The 20,217-nt window shown below is 70.9% G+C and carries 12 protein-coding genes; 4 read left to right on the forward strand and 8 right to left on the reverse strand.

All coding sequences use genetic code 11. From position 1 onward, the window contains the following. Nucleotides 1-64: 64 nt before the first annotated feature. Entirely contained in the window at nt 65-2,314 is a 2,250-nt protein-coding gene (locus IEJ02_RS17185; RefSeq protein ID WP_191065683.1) for a bifunctional glycosyltransferase/CDP-glycerol:glycerophosphate glycerophosphotransferase, read from the reverse strand. Nucleotides 2,315-2,519: 205 nt separating this feature from the next. Then, the gene (locus IEJ02_RS17190) at nt 2,520-7,529 is read right to left on the reverse strand and encodes an NAD-glutamate dehydrogenase (RefSeq protein ID WP_191065684.1); all 5,010 of its coding nucleotides are present in this window, start codon (nt 7,527-7,529) and stop codon (nt 2,520-2,522) included. A 467-nt stretch (nt 7,530-7,996) separates the two neighbouring features. Here IEJ02_RS17190 and IEJ02_RS17195 point away from each other — a divergent pair, with 467 nt between their 5' ends. Then, the gene (locus tag IEJ02_RS17195) at nt 7,997-8,563 is read left to right on the forward strand and encodes a DJ-1/PfpI family protein (protein ID WP_137980774.1); all 567 of its coding nucleotides are present in this window, start codon (nt 7,997-7,999) and stop codon (nt 8,561-8,563) included. Nucleotides 8,564-8,616: 53 nt separating this feature from the next. Here IEJ02_RS17195 and IEJ02_RS17200 read toward each other — a convergent pair whose 3' ends face one another. Then, on the reverse strand, nt 8,617-9,285 hold the full coding sequence (locus IEJ02_RS17200; protein ID WP_137978231.1) for an HAD family hydrolase: 669 nt from the start codon (nt 9,283-9,285) through the stop codon (nt 8,617-8,619). Nucleotides 9,286-9,320: 35 nt separating this feature from the next. After that, the gene (locus tag IEJ02_RS17205; protein ID WP_191065701.1) at nt 9,321-9,827 is read right to left on the reverse strand and encodes a DUF6912 family protein; all 507 of its coding nucleotides are present in this window, start codon (nt 9,825-9,827) and stop codon (nt 9,321-9,323) included. A gap of 1,119 nt (nt 9,828-10,946) precedes the next feature. On the opposite strand from IEJ02_RS17205, the gene IEJ02_RS17210 reads away from it, so the two are divergent. Next, complete coding sequence (locus IEJ02_RS17210; RefSeq protein ID WP_275559560.1) at nt 10,947-11,261, forward strand: Rv3235 family protein; 315 nt, start codon at nt 10,947-10,949, stop codon at nt 11,259-11,261. A gap of 326 nt (nt 11,262-11,587) precedes the next feature. On the opposite strand, the gene secA is transcribed toward IEJ02_RS17210, so the two are convergent. Continuing rightward, nucleotides 11,588-14,434, reverse strand: a complete 2,847-nt coding sequence (gene secA / locus IEJ02_RS17215; protein WP_191065685.1) for a preprotein translocase subunit SecA — start codon at nt 14,432-14,434, stop codon at nt 11,588-11,590. Between the two features lie 242 nt (nt 14,435-14,676). Between secA and IEJ02_RS17220 the strand changes: the two genes are divergently transcribed. Next, nucleotides 14,677-15,333, forward strand: a complete 657-nt coding sequence (locus IEJ02_RS17220) for a GNAT family N-acetyltransferase (RefSeq protein ID WP_191065686.1) — start codon at nt 14,677-14,679, stop codon at nt 15,331-15,333. A gap of 311 nt (nt 15,334-15,644) precedes the next feature. Further along, a complete protein-coding gene (locus IEJ02_RS17225) occupies nt 15,645-16,841 on the forward strand; it encodes a winged helix-turn-helix domain-containing protein (RefSeq protein WP_191065687.1) in 1,197 nt (398 codons plus the stop codon). 302 nt (nt 16,842-17,143) lie between these two features. Here the strand turns inward: IEJ02_RS17225 and IEJ02_RS17230 are convergent, their stop codons facing one another. The 3 genes from IEJ02_RS17230 to IEJ02_RS51075 form a co-directional block, all read right to left on the reverse strand. Beyond that, the gene (locus IEJ02_RS17230) at nt 17,144-17,893 is read right to left on the reverse strand and encodes a response regulator (protein WP_014061176.1); all 750 of its coding nucleotides are present in this window, start codon (nt 17,891-17,893) and stop codon (nt 17,144-17,146) included. 223 nt (nt 17,894-18,116) lie between these two features. Further along, complete coding sequence (hpf, locus tag IEJ02_RS17235) at nt 18,117-18,806, reverse strand: ribosome hibernation-promoting factor, HPF/YfiA family (RefSeq protein ID WP_137978233.1); 690 nt, start codon at nt 18,804-18,806, stop codon at nt 18,117-18,119. Nucleotides 18,807-19,123: 317 nt separating this feature from the next. After that, complete coding sequence (locus IEJ02_RS51075) at nt 19,124-20,029, reverse strand: ComF family protein (RefSeq protein ID WP_191065688.1); 906 nt, start codon at nt 20,027-20,029, stop codon at nt 19,124-19,126. Nucleotides 20,030-20,217 lie beyond the last annotated feature (188 nt).

Consider the following 20,217-nt stretch of genomic DNA (forward strand, 5'->3'; position numbering starts at 1 on the left):
TCGGGGACACAAACGGCGGACCGCCGGACCGCACGCCGGACCGCCGGACCGCGCGGCGGATCGGTCACTCGGCGGTGAGGACGCCTCCGCGCGGCCCCGCCGGGGCGCTGTCCGCCAGGGGCCGCGTCCGTGGCGTGGGGGCGAGCGGGAGCGCGATGTCCTGGCCCAGCATCAGGGCCCGCACCACCCGCTCGGCCGCGTGGCCGTCGTCGAACCGGCAGAAGCGGGCCCGGAAGGCGGTGCGCAGCGCGGTCGCGGCCGCGTCGCACCAGCGGCCCTCGCGGAAGACCTCGACCAGCTCCCGCTCGGTGCGGGCGACGGCCCCCGGGGTCTCACCGGGGGACCCCGACAGCAGGTCGAAGTAGACGCCGCGGGAGGAGCGGTAGATGTCCCAGTCGTCGGCGTAGATCACGACGGGCCGGTCCAGCAGGGCGTAGTCGAACATCATCGACGAGTAGTCGGTGATCAGCGCGTCGGCCGCCAGGCACAGCTCCTCCACCGACCGGTGGCGCGAGACGTCGATCACCAGCCCGGCCTCCTGGAGCCGGGCCAGATCGTCCTGCGGCCGGTAGGAGTAGTGGGCCCGCACCAACAGCGTGGTCTCGGGGCCGAGTTCGCGACTGATCCGCTCCAGGTCCAGCCGGGGGGTGAACCCCTTCTGGTAGTCGCGGAGGGTGGGCGCGTAGAGGAGTGCGGTGTTCCCGGCCGGGATTCCCAACTCCGCGCGGATCCGCCGGATGTCCGCCGCGGTCGCGGTGAAGAAGACGTCATTGCGCGGATATCCGTATTCCAGCAGCTGGTACCCGGCGGGGTAGACCCGCTCCCAGATCTGGCTGGAGTGCGGATTGGAGGAGAGGGCGAAGTCCCAGCGGTCGATGCGCTTGAGCAGATTGCCGAAGCTCATTCCGCCCGCGGCGGCGGGATAGCGCTGCTGGTCCAGGCCCATGCATTTGAGCGGGGTGCCGTGGAAGGTCTGCAGATGCACCGTGCCCGGCCGCTTCACCACCTCATTGGGGAAATTGACGTTGTTGATGAGGTATTTCGCGCGGGCCACCGTGCGGTAGAAGTCGCGGGTGCCGGTGACGACGTAGTCGACGCCTTCCGGAAGGGTCTCGATCGCCGACTTCCTGACCGCCCACACTCCGTGGATCTCCGGTGCCAGCTCCCGTGCCTTGTGGTAGATCGCCCCCGGATTGCACAGCACCCCGCGCCCCCAGTACGCGGAGTAGACGGCCAGGTGGGGGTCGACGGGACGCTGCCGGTGCAGCCGGTACAGGCCCTGCTTGGCGCGCGCCGCCAGCGGCGGCCGGACGGTCCGGCGCAGCTTGCGGGCCCCGGCGGCCGCCCGTACGGCCAGCTCGTGCTCGCGGTAGCGGAGGAAGGAGCCGGACGCCAGCGCCTCGAAGCGCCACCGGCCCTCGACCGGCGGGGTGAACCCGGCCGGGAGATGGGCGCGGTACCACTCGGCGGCCCGGGCGAAGAAGCGCGGCCGGTCCGCCGTCGCCACCCGGGAGGTGCGGTCCAGGCAGAACAGGAAATGCGATACGGCCCGCTCGAAGAGCAGCGGGCGCAGCGGATCCAGATGTGGCCGGTCGTCGAGGAAGTCGAAGAGCCGGGCGTACTGCTGGAAGATGATGAAGTGCTTCTCGCCGGGGCTTCCCGTACTGGCCCCGACCCGCCGCTGCCGGTATTCCAGGCCCACCAGATCCACACAGGCTATCCGCCGCGCGGTGAGCATCGTCTTGTACGAGAGCAGGGCGTCCTCGTAGATGCCCTCGCTGAACGCGAAGCCGTGGCGGGTGTAGAAATCCCGCTGATAGACGCGATTGGACGACATCGCGAACAGCCGCAGGAATTCCGGCCGTTCGACGACGGAGAAGACATCGGTGCCCGCCGAGGCCAGCAGTTCCCCGAAGAGGCTGGGGGCCCGGCGCTCCGACCAGTAGGTGCGCACGTGGTTGAAGTAGAGGATCTCCGGGTCGTGGGTGAGGGCGAGCCGGTCGGCGAGGCCCTTCAGGGTGCCCGGGGCGAGGGTGTCATCGCCGTCCAGGAAGAGCAGATAGTCCCCGCTCGCCCGCTCGACCCCGGCGTTACGGGCCCGGCCAGGACCGGAGTTGACCCGCTGGTGCACGGGCACGACCCGGCTGTCGCGTGCCGCGTACGCGTCGATGATCGCGCCGCAGTGGTCCGGTGAGCGGTCGTCCACGGCGACCACCTCGAGGTCGGGATACGACTGCGTCAGCACGGAGTCCAGGCAGGCGCTCAGATAGCCCTGGACGCGATAGGCGGCGATGACGATGGTGAAGCGGGGCATAAGGCTCCTCGGGACGCGGTGGCGGTTCGAGGCGCGAAGCACTCACTGACCTCCCACGCTAGGTGGGTTCGTCCCGGTATGCCCGCTCGGTCGTTGGAGGGGCGCCCAAGTGGGTGACAAACGCCCCCGGCGGACATGAGGTCCACCGGGGGCGCGGCAGCCGTATGGGCTGTCGTCAGCCGTGGGTGCGCAGCAGCGTCCGCGGTCAGCTGTGGGTGCGCAGCAGCGTCCGCATCGTCCGCATCGCGACCGACAGATTGGCCAGGTCGAAGGTCTCCGACGACTGGATCTCATCGAGCGTGGTGCGGGCCCGCTGCAGGATCGCGGCGTTCTTCCCCTCCCACGCCTTGAAGCGCTGCTCGGGCGTGGAGCCGCCGTTGCCCACCGACAGCACATCGGCGGTCAGGGCGGCCTGGGCCGCGTACAGGTCCTCGCGGATGGAGACCCGGGCCATGGACTGCCACCGGTCGGCGCGCGGCAGCTCGATGATCCGGTCCATCAGCTGGCTGATCCGCAGCCGGTCGGCCAGGTCGTAGTAGACCTCGGCGACCGCCAGCGGGTCCTTGCCGGTGCGGTCCGCGATGGCCACGATGTCCAGCGTCGGGAAGGCCGAGGAGAAGCCCGCCACCCGGGTGGCCAGGTCCTCCGGGACGTGCGCCCCGGTCAGATCGTCGTAGATCCGCTGGTACCACTCGATGTCGGAGCCGCGCAGCAGCTTGGGCAGCTGGGCCCGGACCGTGCCGACCCGCTCGCCGAAGAAGTCGATCGTCTCGGCCAGCGCGAGCGGCTGCGGCCGGTTGTTCAGCAGCCAGCGGGTGCCGCGCTCGACCAGCCGGCGCGAGTGCAGCCGCATCCGGGTCTGGATGTCGGCGGCGACGACCGTGTCCAGCGCCTCGACCTCGTCCCACACCTGGTTCAGCTCGAAGATCGCGCGGGCCGCGGTCTGGGCCCGCACGACCTCCTCGGTGGAGGCCCCGGTCTCCTCCCGCATCCGGTGCAGGAACGTCGTACCGGCGGTGTTGACGGTGTCGTTGACCAGCACCGTGGTGATGATCTCGCGCCGCAGGGCGTGGCCGTCGATGTGCTCGGGGAACCGCTGCCGCAGCGCCTGCGGGAAGTACGCGTGCAGCAGCCGCTGGAGGTACGGGTCGTCGGGCAGCCCGGTGGTGATCAGTTCATCGGCCACCGTGATCTTGACGTAGGCCAGCAGCACGGCCAGCTCGGGCTGGGTCAGGCCGCGCCCGGCGGAGAGCCGCTCGCGGATCTGGCGGTCGGTGGGCAGGAACTCCAGCGCCCGGTCCAGCCGCCCCTCGCGGCCCAGGCGGCGCATCAGCCGCTGGTGGGCGTGGAGCAGGCTGGGGGCCTGGGCGACGGAGTTGGCCAGCGCCACGTTCTGCGCGTAGTTGTTGCGCAGCACCAGCGCGCCGACCTCGTCGGTCATCTCGGCGAGCAGCTTGTTGCGCTGCTTGACGGTGAGGTCGCCCTCGGTGACCAGGGCGTTGAGCAGGATCTTGATGTTCACCTCGTGGTCGGAGGTGTCCACACCGGCGCTGTTGTCGATCGCGTCGGTGTTGATCCGGCCGCCGTTGGTGGCGAACTCGATCCGGCCGAGCTGGGTCAGGCCCAGGTTGCCGCCCTCACCGACGACCTTGACCCGCAGGTCCTGGCCGTCCACCCGGATCGCGTCATTGGCCTTGTCGCCGACATCGCCGTTCGACTCGACGGACGCCTTGACGTAGGTGCCGATGCCGCCGTTCCACAGCAGGTCCACCGGGGCCTTGAGGATCGTCTTCATCAGATCGGCCGGGGTCATCTTGGCGACCCGCTTCTCGATCCCGAGCGCGGCCCGCACCTGCGGGGTGATCGGGATGGCCTTGGCCGTACGGGGGTGGATGCCGCCGCCCGCCGACAGCAGCTCGGCGTTGTAGTCCTCCCACGAGGAGCGCGGCAGCTCGAACAGGCGGCGGCGCTCGGCGTAGGAGGTGGCCGCGTCCGGGTTGGGGTCCAGGAAGATGTGCCGGTGGTCGAAGGCGGCGATCAGCCGGATGTGCTCGCTCAGCAGCATCCCGTTGCCGAACACGTCACCGGACATGTCGCCGACGCCCACGACCGTGAAGTCCTGGGTCTGGGTGTCATGGCCCAGCTCGCGGAAGTGGCGCTTGACCGACTCCCAGGCGCCACGGGCGGTGATGCCCATGCCCTTGTGGTCGTATCCGGCGGAGCCGCCGGAGGCGAAGGCGTCCCCGAGCCAGAAGCCGTACGCCTGGGCCACGTCGTTGGCGATGTCGGAGAAGGTCGCGGTGCCCTTGTCGGCGGCGACGACGAGATAGGTGTCGTCCCCGTCGTGGCGGACCACGTCCTTGGGCGGCTCGACCTGCCCGGCGACCAGGTTGTCGGTGATGTCGAGCAGACCGGAGATGAAGGTCTTGTAGCAGGCGATGCCCTCGGCCATCCAGGCGTCGCGGTCCACGGACGGGTCCGGCAGCCGCTTGCCGACGAAGCCGCCCTTGGCGCCCACCGGCACGATGACGGTGTTCTTCACCATCTGCGCCTTGACCAGGCCGAGGATCTCGGTGCGGAAGTCCTCACGCCGGTCGGACCAGCGCAGGCCGCCGCGCGCGACCTTGCCGAACCGCAGGTGCACACCCTCGACCCGCGGCGAGTAGACCCAGATCTCGTACGCCGGGCGGGGCGCGGGCAGATCCGGCACCGCCTGCGGGTCCAGCTTGATCGACAGGTAGTCGTGCGGCTTGTCGTCGGCGTTCTTCTGGCCCCTCTTGTCGCTTCCATCGCTGGCGCTCTGGAAGTGGTTGGTCCGCAGGGTGGCCTTGATCAGGGTGAGGAAGGAGCGCAGGATGCGGTCCTCGTCCAGCGAGGCCACCTGGTCCAGCGCCGCGTCCAGCTCCTCCAGCAGGGCGTCGGTCAGCTCCAGGCCCGCCCGCTGCCGCTCCGGCGACATCCGCGCCTCGAAGAGGGAGACCAGCAGCCGGGTGGTGTGCACATTGTTGCGGAGGGTGTCCTCCATGTACGACTGGCTGAAGGTGGACCCGGCCTGGCGCAGGTACTTGGCGTAGGCCCGCAGCACCATCGCCTGCCGCCAGTCAAGACCCGCACCCAGCACCAGCTGGTTGAAGTCGTCGCTCTCGGCCTGCCCGGTCCACACCGCGGCGAACGCGTTCTGGAAGCGCTCACGGGCGTCGTCGGCCAGGGCCTCGCCCTCGCGCAGCGGCAGCCGCAGCCCGAAGTCGTAGATCCAGGCGGTGGTCTTGTCCGAGCAGCGCAGCTCGTACGGGCGCTCGTCCACCACCTCGACACCGAGGGTGTTGAGCACCGGGAGCACCGCGGACAGCGAGACCTGGGCCCCGGCCCGGTAGATCTTGAAGCGGCGCTCGGCGTGGGCCGCGCCCACCGGCTCGTAGAGGCTGAGCGCGAAGTCCTTCTCCCCGTCCTTCAGCCGCTCCAGGTGCTGGAGGTCGGCGACGGCGCCGCGCGGGGTGTGGTCCGCCTTGTACCCCTCGGGGAAGGCGTGCTGGTAGCGGCGGAGCAGCTCGGCGGCGCGCTCCTCGCCGACCTCGGAGACCAGCGCGTCGGTGAAGCCGTCGGCCCAGGAGCGGGCGGCCTCGATCAGCCGCCCCTCGATCCGCTCCACATCGGAGTCGGTGAGGTCGGGCAGCTCGGTGCCGGGCTGGACGCGGACCACGAAGTGCAGCCGCGAGAGCACCGATTCGGTGTGCAGGGCGGTGAAGTCGACCGGCGGACGGCCGCTCAGCTCCTCCAGCAGGATGTCGGTCAGCCGCAGCCGCACATCGGTGGTGAAACGATCACGCGGAAGGTAGACCAGCGCGGAGTAGTAGCGCCCGTACTCGTCCTGGCGCAGGAACAGCCGCAGCCGGCGGCGCTCCTGGAGGTAGAGCACGCTGGTGGCGATCGAGCGGAGCTGGTCGACCGGGGTCTGGAACAGCTCGTCGCGCGGGTAGGTCTCCAGGATCTGCAGCAGGTCACGGCCGTCGTGGCTGTTGGCCGCGAAGCCCGCGCCCGCGAGCACCTCGTCCACCTTGCGGCGGATCACCGGGACCCGGCGCACCGACTCGGTGTACGCGGCGGAGGAGAACAGCCCCAGGAAGCGGCGCTCGCCGATCACATTGCCCTCGGCGTCGAACTTCTTCACGCCGATGTAGTCGAGGTACGAGGGGCGGTGGACGGTGGCGCGGCTGTTCGCCTTGGTCAGCACCAGCAGCTTGCGCTCGCGCGCCTTGGCGCGGGCGTCGGCCGGAAGCCGGTTGAAGGCCGGGGAGACGGGGGTGCCGGGGCCCGCGTGGGCGCTCTCGTCGGCGTCCTTGTGCTGCGGGTCGGAGCGGAGGATGCCGAGGCCGGTGCCGGGCACCGCGGTCAGCACGTCCTCCTCGCCACCGGCCTCGGTGGGGACCTGCGTCAGCTCGTACTCGCGGAAGCCGATGAAGGTGAAGTGGTCGTCCGAGAGCCAGCGCAGCAGCTCACGGGCCTCCTCCACCTCCTCCTCGCGGACCTCGGCGGCCTTCGGCTCGTCCGGCAGGCCCTCGGCGATGCGCAGCGCGGAGTCGCGCATCTTCTCCCAGTCCTCGACGGCCTCGCGGACATCGGACAGGACGCGCAGCAGATCGGCGGTGATCTGCTTCAGATCGCCGCGGTCGGTCTCGCGATCGGTCTCGACATGGATCCAGGACTCCACGACCGCGTCGTGCGGGAGCTTCTTCCGCTTCTTCCGGGCCGGGCCGTCCGGGGAGACGTCGAGCAGCTCGATCAGCTTGCCGGTGATGTCACGGCGCACGATCACCTGCGGGTGGATCACGACATGGATGCCGCGCCCCTGGCGGGTGAGCTCATTGGTGACCGAGTCGACCAGGAACGGCATGTCATCGGTGACCACCTCGACCACGGAGTGGCTGCAGGTCCAGCCGTGCTCCTCGACGGTCGGGGTGTGCACCCGGACGTTCGCCGTGCCCTGCGGACGCACCTCGGCGAGCCGGTAGTGGGAGAGCGCCGCCCCGAAGACATCGACCGGGTCGCGGTCGGCGAGGTCCTCGGGAGGCGTGTGCAGGTAGTAGTGCTGGAGGTATGCGGTCAGGGTCTCCGGTCCTGGGCCCTGCACCGGTTGCCCCCCGGCAGGGCTGTTCTCAGCGACCCGGGCGGCCCGTTCGAGCAACTCGGCCTTGGCTTCGTCCAGCTTGGTCTGCATGTCCTCTGGCTCCTGTCGCGCGCCGTTGCGTGACATCGATGGCGGTGGCATGACGCCGCGACGCGAAAAATCCGGTCGTGGACGACGGTATGCCGGATCGGGAGATGGCCGGGGTGTACTGGGCCGTAAGTGACCAAGACCCCACGCGCCACGGGTCAGCGGCGGCTCGGGCCCGGGCCTGGTGGGGCGCCGGGCGCGGAGCGAGGGCCTCGTTGCCCTCACGGACTATCGCGCTGATCACGCAGTAAGGCTATCGCTCCTCCCCAGGGGGTCGTCATGAGCCGTTCGTGTACAAAACCGTGCCCCGAAGTTTGACGAAATGGACAGCGACCGGGAGGGGCGCACGGGCCGATGATGCGCCGCTCATGCCCTCTTGGCAAAGCGTGGGCGCGGATGCACCGTGGATCTGGACGGTGGTAAGCACGGTGGTAGGCGTGGACCTGGAGGTGCGTGGCATGGCTGATGGCATGGCTGCGAGGATCCTGCTGGTGACCGGCGACGCGGCCGAATCGCTGGAGGTGCTCTACCCGTACCAGCGGCTGCGCGAGGAGGGGTACGAGGTCCATATCGCGGCCCCGAGCCGCAAGACGCTGCGCCTGGTGGTCCATGACTTCGAGGAGGGCTTCGACACCTACACCGAGAAGCCGGGCTATACGATCCCCGCCGACCTGGCCTTCTCCGAGGTGGACCCCGGGAGTTACGCCGCCCTGGTGATCCCGGGCGGCCGGGCCCCGGAGTATCTGCGGAACGACCCCGAGCTGCGCAAGATCTGCAAGGCGTTCTTCGACGCGGACAAGCCGGTGGCGCAGATCTGCCACGGCCCGCTGCTGACGGCGGCCGTGGGCGGCCTGAGCGGGCGGCGGGTCACCGCGTATCCGGCGCTGGAGCCGGACATGCAGGCGGCGGGGGCGGACTACCAGGACGCGGAGGTCGTGGTCGACGGCACGCTGATCTCGTCGCGGGCGTGGCCGGACCATCCGGCGTGGATGCGGGAGTTCCTGGCGGTGCTGCGGTCGAAGGCGCCGGTGGTGTGAGGGGGGCGGGCGCGTCGCCACGTCGCCACGTCGCCCGGCTCACTTCGCCCGGCTCACTCGTCGGCCATGCGCTCGGCCTCCCGTACGGCCTCCACGAGCGTGTCCACGACCGGCACCCCGGCCGCCTCCAGGCTGGACCGGCTGTGCGAACCGCCCGTGTAGAGCACGGCCCGCGCCCCCACGTGCCGCGCCGCCACCGCGTCGTCCAGGGCGTCCCCGATCACCACCATCCGCTGCGGCGGCACCCCTTCGAGCGCGGCGATATGGCGCATCATCTGCTCGGCCTTGCCGGTGTTGCTCTCGCCTGTGCGGCCGTCCACCCGGACGAAATGGCGCTCGATGCCATGCGTCCGCACCAGGGGGAGCAGATACTCATGCGGGGCCAGTGAACACAGCGACTGGGTGAGACCCGCCTCCTGCCACTCGGTGAGCAGCTGCCGGGCGCCGATCGCCAGCCCGGCGGTCTCGGCCAGCGCCCAGTAGTGCCGGTGGAACGCCTCATCCATGACCACCCACTCCTCGTCGGTGGGCAGCCGCCCCATCAGCCTCTCGTAGAAGCGGGGCACCGGGACGCAGTACAGGTCGCGATAGCGCTCGAGGGTGATCGGCGGCAGCCCGATCTCCTGGAACGAGGCGTTCGTCGCCGAGATCACGGCGTCGATGTCGTGGAGCAGCGTGCCGTTCCAGTCCCAGACGAGGTGCGTCACGTGGTTCTTCCCCATCCCACGACCGTACCCGGAGGGTCGGACAGCGGGCATCACTCGATCAGATTGGGGATCTCCTGGGTGGCGTACCAGAGCAGTTCGTGGTCCTCGGCGCCGTCCACGGTGAACTGCGCGTCGTCGTCACCGAGGTCCGCCGCGCCGAGCGCGTCGGCGGCCGCGGCGATGTCCCGCTCGGCGTCATCGGCGTCCAAGTGCACGGCGGCGGCCTTCGCGAGCGGTATGGCGGCCTTGATCCGCACCTCGCCCAGCGCGGACTGGTCCAGCCCCCGGTCCGGATCGGCGACCGCCTGCCCGTCGGGCACGTCCACGGCCACCACGACCCGACGGCAAGGCGCCCGGGGGTCGACGGCGAGCAGCCGCAGCGACGCCTGCGCGGCCCGGCTCAGCGCCGCGTACTCCAGCTCCTCGATGTCGTCGGACACATACCACTCGCGGAGCGCCGGGGTGACCGCGTAGGCGGTCAGCGGCGTCGGCCCCAGGTGGCCCTCCTTGTACGCCTCGGCGAGACCGGAGAGGGTCAGAGGGACGTAGACGCGCATGGCTGCCGCTTTCATCAGAGACCAATAGGCCCCCAGCATACGATCGCCCGTCCCCTCTCCCGAGCCTTCCGCGAAGGGCCGGTGGTCCCCTTTCGGGGGACAGGGGCCGACGGGGCCGTACGAAGACGGGACCGAGCCGCGCTCGAGCCGATGACCGGGGCCGATGAGCCGCCGCATCCCCCGAATAGGTGAACCGCGACGCCGACCGCGGCCGCGGGTCAGACGCATTGCGAACGCCGAAAACCCGTCGATAGAAGACTCTCCGACGAAAGCTACCGCCCGGTATGCGGCCGGGCCGGAGAGAACGGGGCGAGAGGCATGGGCGAGGGCGTCCGCGCGACGGATCGGACCACGGCGGCCGCGACCGGGGAGGCCGCACGACGACGCGGCCGAAGCGGCCCACCGCGCCGCAAAGACCCCCGCCGCCCCCGCACAACACCGAAGCCCGCGGCGCCACCACCCGCAGCCGCACCACGCGGCACACCACCACCACCCGCAACCGCACCACGCAACGCGACACCACCCACCACAACCGCACCATGCGGCACGCCGCCACCACCCGCAAGCGCACCACACAGCGCGACACGGCCACTCGCAACCGCACCGCGCAGCGCGACACCACCCACCACAGCCGCACCATGCAGCACGCCACCACCACCCGCAACCGCACCACACAGCGCGACACCGCCACTCGCAACCGCACCGCGCAGCGCGACACCACCCACCACAACCGCACCACACCGCACGCCACCACCACCCGCGACCGCACCACGCAACGCGACACCACCCACCACAACCGCACCACGCGGCACGCCACCACCACCCGCGACCGCACCACGCAACGCGACACCACCCACCACAACCGCACCACCCACCACAACCGCACCACACCGCACGACCGCCACCAGCGGCACCGTCGCACCACCCGCCGCAGCCGCGCACCGCGCCACCTCCGCATCCCGCGCCGCGGCGGCCGTATCGCGGCGCGCACCGCACAACGCAGCCGCGCACCGCGCCAGCCCTGCGTCCCGCGCCGCGGCCGTATCGCGGTCCGCGGCGGCCGCGGCGGCGTGGCGGGAGCGGGACCGGCTGCCGCGCTACTGGTTCGCCAACCGCCTGGTGCTCACCCTCAGCGGTCAGCGCCCCGTCCACACCCTCCTCGGGCACGCCCTCCCGGCCGCCTACGACCAGCTGATCGAGCTCGCCCCGCGCGCCCCGCTGCGGCCCGCCGGAGAGCGGGCCACAGCGCCCGTGGTGCGGCGCTGTGGCGAGTACCAGCCCCGGCACGGGGTGATCGAGGCGTTCGCCCGGATCGCCTCCGGAGACCGGCTCACAGCGCTCGCGTTCCGGCTCGAGCTCGGCGCCGACGCCCGCTGGCGCTGCGCCGCCATCGACCTCGGCCCACTCGCCCAAGGGATGTCCCACGGATCGTGACGCCTACGGCAGCCTGCTCCCCTGCCCGCCCCGCCCCTCCCCGCAGCATCGATATGCGGTTCCGCCGCGTGGCAGGGCTCCGCCCCTGGACCCCGGGGTCTGGGGCGGAGCCCCAGTTGTGGGAAGGGGCGGGTAGGGGAAAGCGTCGGCATGCGGCCCCACCACGTGGCCCGCCGAACACCCCAGGGCACCCAGGACGCCGGGGCCCGGCACCGTGGGCCGGTCCGATCCGCGAAACCCGCCCGCCGGGGCGGCGGGCACAACGCGACGGGCCGGGGCGCCGCGCTCTCGCGCGGCGCCCCGGCCCGTTCACCCCAGCCCGGTCACTACTTCTTGCGGCGGCGGCCCTTCTGCGCCTTGCGCCGCTCCGCCCGCGTCAGCCCGTCGGCCTCCGACCGGGGCGGCGGGGGCGTCTCACCGTTGGGGAAGTCGCCCTCGACGACGCCGCCCTCTCCGTCCACCGTCGGGGCGGAGAAGTGCAGCCGGTCCGGCCGCTGCGGGGCCTCCAGGCCCTTGGCGCGGATCTCGGGGCGGGCGGCCGAGGAGCCCGCGGACGGCGCGCCCGCCGGCACCGCGTCCTGCACGTCCTTCTCGAGGGCGACCTGCTCCTCCGACGCCTCGACCGGCACCTCCTCGACCTGCTGCTCGACCTGGACCTCCAGGTTGAACAGATAGCCGACGGACTCCTCCTTGATGCCCTCCATCATGGCCTGGAACATGTCGAAGCCCTCGCGCTGGTACTCGACCAGCGGGTCCTTCTGGGCCATCGCGCGCAGCCCGATGCCCTCCTGGAGGTAGTCCATCTCGTAGAGGTGCTCGCGCCACTTGCGGTCCAGGACGGAGAGCACGACCCGCCGCTCCAGCTCACGCATGATCTCGGAGCCCAGCTGCTCCTCGCGCGCCTCGTACTGCTGGTGGATGTCGTCCTTGATGGACTCCTCGATGAACTCGGCGGTGATCCCGGCGCGGTCGCCGGCCTCCTCCTCCAGCTCCTCGATGGTCACGCTGACCGGGTAGAGCTGCTTGAAGGCGTTCCACAGCCGGTCCAGGTCCCACTCCTCGGCGAAGCCCTCGACCGTCTCCGCCCGCACATAGGCCTCGATGGTGTCGTCCATGAAGTGGCCGATCTGGTCCTGAAGGTCCTCGCCCTCCAGGACGCGGCGGCGCTCGCCGTAGATGACCTCACGCTGGCGGTTGAGGACCTCGTCGTACTTCAGGACGTTCTTACGGGTCTCGAAGTTCTGTTGCTCGACCTGCGACTGGGCGGAGGCGATGGCCCGCGTGACCATCTTGTTCTCGATCGGGACGTCATCCGGGACGTTCGCCATCGCCATGACGCGCTCGACCATCTGCGCCTTGAACAGCCGCATCAGATCGTCGCCGAGCGAGAGGTAGAAGCGGGACTCGCCGGGGTCGCCCTGACGGCCGGAGCGGCCGCGCAGCTGGTTGTCGATCCGGCGCGACTCATGGCGCTCGGTGCCCAGCACATACAGCCCGCCGAGCTCCTTGACCTCCTCGAACTCGGCCTTGACCGCGGCCTCGGCCTTCTCCAGGGCGGCGGGCAGCGCGGCGGCCCACTCCTCGGAGTGCTCCACCGGGTCCAGACCGCGCTGGCGCAGCTCGGCCTCGGCGAGGTCGTCGGGGTTGCCGCCGAGCTTGATGTCGGTGCCGCGGCCCGCCATGTTGGTCGCCACGGTCACGGCGCCCTTACGGCCGGCCTGGGCGACGATCGTCGCCTCCCGGTCGTGCTGCTTCGCGTTCAGCACCTCGTGCGGCACCCCGCGCTTGGCGAGCTGCTGGGAGAGGTACTCGGACTTCTCCACGGAGGTCGTGCCGACCAGGACCGGCTGGCCCTTGGCGTGCTTCTCGACGATGTCCTCGACCACCGCGTCGAACTTCGCGACCTCGGTGCGGTAGATCAGGTCGGACTGGTCGAGCCGGGCGAGGGGGCGGTGGGTCGGGATCGGGACCACGCCGAGCTTGTAGATCTGGTGGAACTCGGCGGCCTCGGTCATCGCCGTACCGGTCATGCCGGAGAGCTTGTCGTAGAGGCGGAAGAAGTTCTGGAGGGTGATCGTGGCGAGCGTCTGGTTCTCGTCCTTGATCTCCACCCCTTCCTTCGCCTCGATGGCCTGGTGCATGCCCTCGTTGTAGCGGCGGCCCGCGAGGATACGGCCGGTGTGCTCGTCGACGATCATGACTTCGCCGTCCAGGACGACGTAGTCCTTGTCCTTCTTGAAGAGCTCCTTGGCCTTGATCGCGTTGTTGAGGTAGCCGACCAGCGGGGTGTTGACCGACTCGTAGAGGTTGTCGATCCCCAGCCAGTCCTCGACCTTGGTGACCCCGGACTCATGGATGCCGACGGTCCGCTTCTTCTCGTCGACCTCGTAGTCCCCGGTCTCCTCCTGGCCCTTCTGCGGCTCGGCGGCCTGGCCCCGGCTGAGCCGGGTGACCAGCTTGGCGAAGTCGCCGTACCACTTGGTGGCCTGGTCGGCCGGGCCGGAGATGATCAGCGGCGTACGGGCCTCGTCCACCAGGATCGAGTCGACCTCGTCGACGATCGCGTAGTTGTGGCCGCGCTGCACCAGCTCGTCCTTCGACCACGCCATGTTGTCGCGCAGATAGTCGAAGCCGAACTCGTTGTTGGTGCCGTAGGTGATGTCGCACGCGTACTGCTCGCGGCGCTGCGCCGGGGTCATGTTGGCGAGGATGCAGCCGACCTCCAGGCCGAGGAACCGGTGCACCCGGCCCATCCACTCGGAGTCGCGCTCGGCCAGGTAGTCGTTGACCGTGATCAGGTGGACACCCTTGCCCGACAGCGCGTTCAGATACGCCGGGAGGGTGCCGACCAGGGTCTTGCCCTCACCGGTCTTCATCTCGGCGACATACCCGAGGTGCAGCGCCGCGCCGCCCATCAGCTGGACGTCGTAGTGACGCTGGCCGAGCACCCGCTTGGCCGCCTCGCGCACCGTGGCGAACGCTTCGGGCATCAGGTCGTCGAGGCTCTCACCGTCTTCGTACCGCTGCTTGTACTCGTCGGTGAGGGCGCGCAGCTCGGCGTCGGAGAGGGACAGGAAGTCCTCTTCGATGGAATTGACCTGGTCCGCGATGCGGTGCAGCTTGCGCAGGATCTTTCCTTCGCCTGCACGCATGAGCTTGTTGAGGACGGACACGTAGGCTGGCTCCTTGCCGGTCGGGCCTGGCACGGTCGGGGTGCGCTGGCGCGGCATTGTCAAGGGGCGCAGGCCCCGCCGCAACGGCCATCGTAAGACAGACCCCGGCACGCCGGGAGGTCCGTCACCACGAGGACCGGATGTCACCTCACCGTGTCAACGCCCGAGTGGCCCCCCAGGTGCCCTCCAATTCGTCGAAACCGCTCGCGGTGAGTGACGACGGCGGCGCAGACTCGGGTCGCATGGAGCCTGTCACCCTCACCACCGAGCGCCTGGTCCTGCGCCCCTTCCGCCCCTCCGACACGGACGCGGTCTTCGCCGCTTGTCAGGACCCGGACATCCAGCGATGGACCAGCGTGCCCTCCCCGTACGAACGCGCGCACGCGGAGGACTTCACCGGCCGGATCTGCCCCGAGAACTGGCGTGACGACGTGACCTACGACTTCGCGATGGTCACCAAGAGTGACGGCACCCTCGTCGGTGCCATGAGCCTGGTCCGACTGGCCCATCTGCGCTCCCCCGAGCACCAGGCCGAACTGGGCTACTGGACGGCGCGCGAGCACCGGCGGCACGGCTACACGGGTGAGGCGGCGCGGGCCGTGATCGAGTGGGCGTTCACCCGGCTCGGGGTGGAGCGGCTGGAGTGGTGCTGCGAGGCCGGGAACGAGGGCTCGCGGGCGGTCGCCCTCGGCGTGGGCTTCCGGATGGAGGGGACGGACCGCGCCCGGATCGTCCACCAGGGGACCCGGCGGGACGCCTGGCGGGGCGCGCTGCTGCCCTCCGACTGGGGACTGCCGTCGACCACGCCGTATCTGCCAGCCAAGGCGTCCGAGGCGGCCAACGCGCCCCGGGAGCCGGAGGCGTCCGGCCGGGCGTCCACGGCGGCGTCGGCGGTCTGAGGACGGCGCCAGGAGGAAGGGGGACGCCGTCGGGGCCTGAGGACGGCGTCGGCGGTCTGAGGACGGCGTCAGGAGGAAGAGGGACGCCGTCGGGGCCTGAGGACGGCGTCGGCGGTCTGAGGACGGCGTCAGGAGGAAGAGGGACGCCGTCGGGGCCTGAGGACGGCGTCGGCGGTCTGAGGACGGCGTCAGGAGGAAGAGGGACGCCGTCGGGGCCTGAGGACGGCGTCGGGGGCCTGAGAATCGGCCGCCCCAGGGGCCATCCGGCGGCACGGGCGGCGTTGTCAGTGGGTGCCACTACGGTGGCGCGCATGACGAACGCCGCCACCGGGTCCGCCGTGGACCGCACACCTGAGGCCACCCTCTCCGCCGACGAGGCGCGCCGGATCGCACTGCGCGCCCAGGGGCTGCTGGGCGCCCCCGACCGGAGGGGCGGGGTGCGGGGCGTGCTGCGCCACCTGGGCGCCGTGCAGCTGGACACGATCTCGGTGCTGGCCCGCTCCCATGAGCTGATTCCGTACGCACGGCTGGGCGCCGTCGGCCGTAAGGCGGTCGAGTCGGCGTACTGGACCGACACCCATGCCTTCGAGTACTGGTCGCATGCCGCGTGCGTACTGCCGATCGAGGAGTGGCCGCACTTCGCCTTCCGGCGCCGCGCCTACCGCTTCCGCCCGCACTGGAACCACGAGCTGCCGGACGGGGTGTACGAGACGGTGGTCAAGCAGCTGCGCGCGGAGGGCCCGCTGACCGCGACGGAGCTCGGCGGGGCCAAGAACGGCGGCCCGTGGTGGGACTGGTCGGCGGCGAAGATCGCGGTCGAGCGGGCGCTGATGTTCGGCGAGGTGGTGTGCGTCGAGCGGCGCGGCTGGAAGCGGGTGTACGACCTGGCGGAGCGCGCCGTGCCGGACGACCTGCTCCATGACGACCTGGACGACCTGGAGTGTCTGCGCCGGCTGGTCCGGCTGGCCGGGCAGTCCCTGGGCGTGGGCACGCGGGCGGACATCGCCGACTACCACCGGCTCAAGGGCGAGCAGGTGGAGGCGGTGATCGCGGACTCGGGGCTGGTGCCGGTGGCGGTCGAGGGCTGGGACAAGCCCGCCTGGGCGGACCCCGAGGCACTGGCCACCCCGCCGCGCGGCCGGCACCGCACCACCCTGCTGTCGCCCTTCGACTCGCTGATATGGGACCGGGCGCGCACCGAGCGGATCTTCGGCTTCAGCCATCGGCTCGAGGCGTATGTGCCCAGGCCCAAGCGGATCCACGGCTACTTCGCCATGCCGCTGCTGTCGGGCGGGCGGCTGCTGGGCCGGGTCGATCCGGCCCGGGAGGGCACGACCCTGGTCGCCCGGCAGGTGTCCCTGGAGTCGCCGAAGGCCGTGGCCCCCATGGCGCGGGCGCTGCGGGAGGCGGCCGAATGGGTGGGCTGTGACGCCGTACGGGTCGAGCGCGTCGACCGCCCGGAGCTCGCCGCACCGCTCACGGCGGCCGTAGCGGCGGCGGTCGCCTGAAACCACCCTGAACCCGCCCCGGCGGGCACCCGCCCGGGGCCCGTCCCGGGCTCACCCGGGGCCCGGCTCCCCCGGGCTACGGCTTGCCACCGGGGGCTCCGGCTCACCCGCGCTACGGCATGCCCCGGGGGCTCCGGCTGGGCGTCTACGAGCCCGAGACCCTCGCCTCCGCAGCGCCCGCAGGGGCGCTTCGGCGTTGAGCCCAGGCGCGCCCCGCACGATCTACGTCGGCAGCCCGGCCGTCCGCCCGGGGCCCGGCTCACCCCCGGGCCACGGCTTGCCCGGGGCTTCGGGCGAAACCCTCACCTGATCTCGAGGATCTTCTCCCGCATCGCATAGACCACGGCTTCCATCCTGGAGTGCAGCTGCAATTTCTCCAGAATGTTGCGGACATGGTTCTTCACGGTGTTCTCGCTGATGAACAACTCCTTGGCGATATCCCGGTTGTTCATTCCGGTCGCCACCAGCTTGAGCACCTCCAGCTCCCGGTCGGTGAGCCGGGGCGCGGGCACCAGCCGCCGCTCGTCGGTGCGCTGGATCATCGACTTGAACTCGGTCAGCAGCTTGGCCGCCATCGACGGGCTGATCTGCGACTGACCGTCCGCCACCGCCCGGATGGCGGTCGAGACCTCGTCGGTCGAGATCTCCTTCAGCAGATAGCCCGTGGCCCCCGCCTTGATCGCGTCATAGAGATCGGCTTCCTCATCGCTGATCGTCAACATGATGATCTTGGCGCTGGGTGCCACCTCCTTGATGGCGGTGCACGCCTCGATCCCCCCGCGCTTGGGCATCCGCACATCCATCAGGACGATGTCCGGCAGCAGATCCGCCGCCTTGTCCACCGCCTCGGCCCCGTCCCCCGCCTCGCCGACGACCTGGATGTCCTCCTCCTGGGCCAGGACGATCTCCAATCCACGCCGGAAGAGCGCGTGGTCGTCCACGACGAGGACCCGAATCGGCTCCTTGCGCGGCTCACCGCGCGGCTCGCCCCCGTCCGGACCGACGCCATGGTCTTCACCGGCGTCGGACACGGGCCCGAAGCTGTCCGCCATCGTTCCTCCCCCTGAAGGCCATGGCCCTTGCGGTCCGCACCCTGGGGTGCACTCGGTCTGGCGTCAACCGGTGCTCTCAGTACACCGGTTGGCCGCCCGGCCATGATTTCATGCCCGGACGGCGGAATGGTCCCGCCGTGGTCGCACGGAGGTGCCCCGGGGGGCGCGCGGGCGCTCCGGGGCACCACTTACTTCTCAGGCTGGATTCGGCTGAATTTCTCGGTCAGCCACCGAGTGCGCCGCCGGCGCCGCCGGGCGCCTCTCCGACGAACGCTTCCGGCTGAAGATGAATCACCCCGTAGTCATAGCCATGCCGTCGGTAGACGACGCTGGGCTGGTTGGTGTCGGAGTCGACGAACAGATAGAAGTCGTGCCCGACCAGCTCCATCTCGTAGAGAGCCTGGTCGAGCGTCATGGGAGCCGCGGCGTGAGTCTTCTCCCGGACCACCAGGGGGCCCTCGCCCTGGATTTCCAGGGGGCCCATCCGGGTGGTGGGGACGGTCTCCGTCGTGCGCTGGGGGGCGATCTCGCCATGCCCGTTGATGCGGGCCGCGTTGGGCACGGTGGTGGCCACGTCGCTGGCCGGAATGCGACCGTTGCCACGGCGCGTATGGCGCTTGTCGTGCTGCTTGCGCATCCGTGCCTCCAGCTTGCTGGCCGCCAGGTCCAGCGCTGCGTACGGATCGGCCGCGGCGGCCTCCGCCCGGATCACCGGGCCCCGCGAGCGGAGCGTGATCTCCACTCGGTCGGCGCGGTCGGACTGCCGCGGGTTGTGCTCCTTGGACACCTCGACGTCGAGGCTGATCACCTTGCCGTCGAGCTTCTGGATCTTATCCAGCTTCAGCTTCTCGGCCACGTGCTTCCGGAACCGCTCGGGCACCTCAGTTTTACGGCCCTTGACGACGATGTCCACGCAGAACTCCGTTCCCGGGTAGCTCCAGTCAGTATCGGAGCGTCATCCCTTGTGCACTTGGCTCCGGCGTCTTCCGGAGCCACCGGCTTGGCGCTTTCAGCTCCTCCTTCCCACGGGGAGGATCTCAATCCCGTTTGTTCCAAGCCTCACCTGAATGCAGGCAAAACACACGCCAAGCGGATGAATGAGTCATAGCACCCGCCATTCCTCACAACCGAACATAGCTCGACCGGTCGGAAGTCGGCACCCCCTACCGGCACGTACCTCCGATCAGGCGCTTTGCGGTGCTTACTACCTGCAACGACGCGGCTTCGTCATCAGTTCCGGTTGGTAGGCGTCAGGGGTGCGGCGACCACGGCAGCGCCGATGACCAGCCCTCCGGCCGCCGTCACCGCCCGCGCCGCCTCCGCGAGCGAGGCCCCTGTGGTCATCAGATCGTCCACCAGCACTACCGGGCCCGCCGCCAGCAGCCGGCCGCTGCCGGGGACCGTCCCCAGCGCCCCGGTCACATTCGCCCGCCGCTGCCGCGCGTCCAGCCCCGACTGATCGGTCACCCGACGCCGCTGGCACAGCACCGCCGGGACCCTCGCCGGGCGTCCGTCGGCGCGCAGCACACCCGCCGCGGCGAGCGCGATCCGCCGGGCCGGGTCATGCCCCCGGGCGCCCACCGAACGCCGGGCCGACGGCACCGGCACCAGCAACAGCGGCCCTCCAGGAGGCCTCGCCCCCGGTCCGGCACCGGGTCTCCTACCCGGTCTCGTCTGCTGTCCCGTCCCCGCTCCGGCAACCGGTCTCGCCCCGGATCCGGCGCGCGGGAACGTGCCCGATCCGGCCCCTGGTCTCGCCCCGGGCCCCGTACCCGGTCTCGCCCCGCACAGCGCGCCCGATCCCACGGCCGCCCGCCCTCGCGGCCCCGCACCGGGCCCGCCGCCAGAGCAGGCCGCCCGCACGGCCCTCGCCAGCGCCTCGCCCAGCGGCCGCGCCAGCCGGAGCGCTCCCCGCTCCTTGTGCGCGAGCAGCACCGCCCGCGCCTCGTCCACGTAATCCACCGCCGCATGGACCACCGGCAGCCCCGGCGGCACCGGGCTCGGCTCCACCCGGCGCGCCCCGGTCCCCCGCAGCACTCCACGACAACGGACACACAGTGTGCCGCCCGGCCGACCGCATCCGGCGCAGTCGGCCGGCAGCACCAGATCAGAGATCTCCTGCCACCAGCCCCGCATGAACACCACTGTCCCGGTGGTCAGGCCACCGCGCCACCCCTTGTGGACAACCGCGCACATGTGGACAACCAGCCACCCCCGATCGGTGTCCTGCCCTAAGAGCTGCCGCTGCGTGCCCCGCCAGGCCGGGGGCAGAGCCAGTCGGGGCTGAGCCAGTCGAGGCAGGCCCAGTCGGAGCAGGCCCAGTC

Source organism: Streptomyces sp. 5-10, assembly GCF_014712245.1.
GTDB classification, from domain to species: Bacteria; Actinomycetota; Actinomycetes; order Streptomycetales; family Streptomycetaceae; genus Streptomyces; species Streptomyces violaceusniger.

What these genes read in the sequence shown, in the direction of transcription:
- IEJ02_RS17225 (WP_191065687.1), top strand. Translation starts at nt 15,645, where the DNA reads ATGACGAACGCCGCCACCGGGTCCGCCGTGGACCGCACACCTGAGGCC.
- IEJ02_RS51075 (WP_191065688.1), bottom strand. Translation starts at nt 20,029, where the DNA reads ATGCGGGGCTGGTGGCAGGAGATCTCTGATCTGGTGCTGCCGGCCGAC.
- IEJ02_RS17200 (WP_137978231.1), bottom strand. Translation starts at nt 9,285, where the DNA reads ATGGGGAAGAACCACGTGACGCACCTCGTCTGGGACTGGAACGGCACG.
- IEJ02_RS17205 (WP_191065701.1), bottom strand. Translation starts at nt 9,827, where the DNA reads ATGCGCGTCTACGTCCCTCTGACCCTCTCCGGTCTCGCCGAGGCGTAC.
- IEJ02_RS17190 (WP_191065684.1), bottom strand. Translation starts at nt 7,529, where the DNA reads ATGCAGACCAAGCTGGACGAAGCCAAGGCCGAGTTGCTCGAACGGGCC.
- IEJ02_RS17220 (WP_191065686.1), top strand. Translation starts at nt 14,677, where the DNA reads ATGGAGCCTGTCACCCTCACCACCGAGCGCCTGGTCCTGCGCCCCTTC.
- IEJ02_RS17185 (WP_191065683.1), bottom strand. Translation starts at nt 2,314, where the DNA reads ATGCCCCGCTTCACCATCGTCATCGCCGCCTATCGCGTCCAGGGCTAT.
- IEJ02_RS17195 (WP_137980774.1), top strand. Translation starts at nt 7,997, where the DNA reads ATGGCTGCGAGGATCCTGCTGGTGACCGGCGACGCGGCCGAATCGCTG.
- IEJ02_RS17230 (WP_014061176.1), bottom strand. Translation starts at nt 17,893, where the DNA reads ATGGCGGACAGCTTCGGGCCCGTGTCCGACGCCGGTGAAGACCATGGC.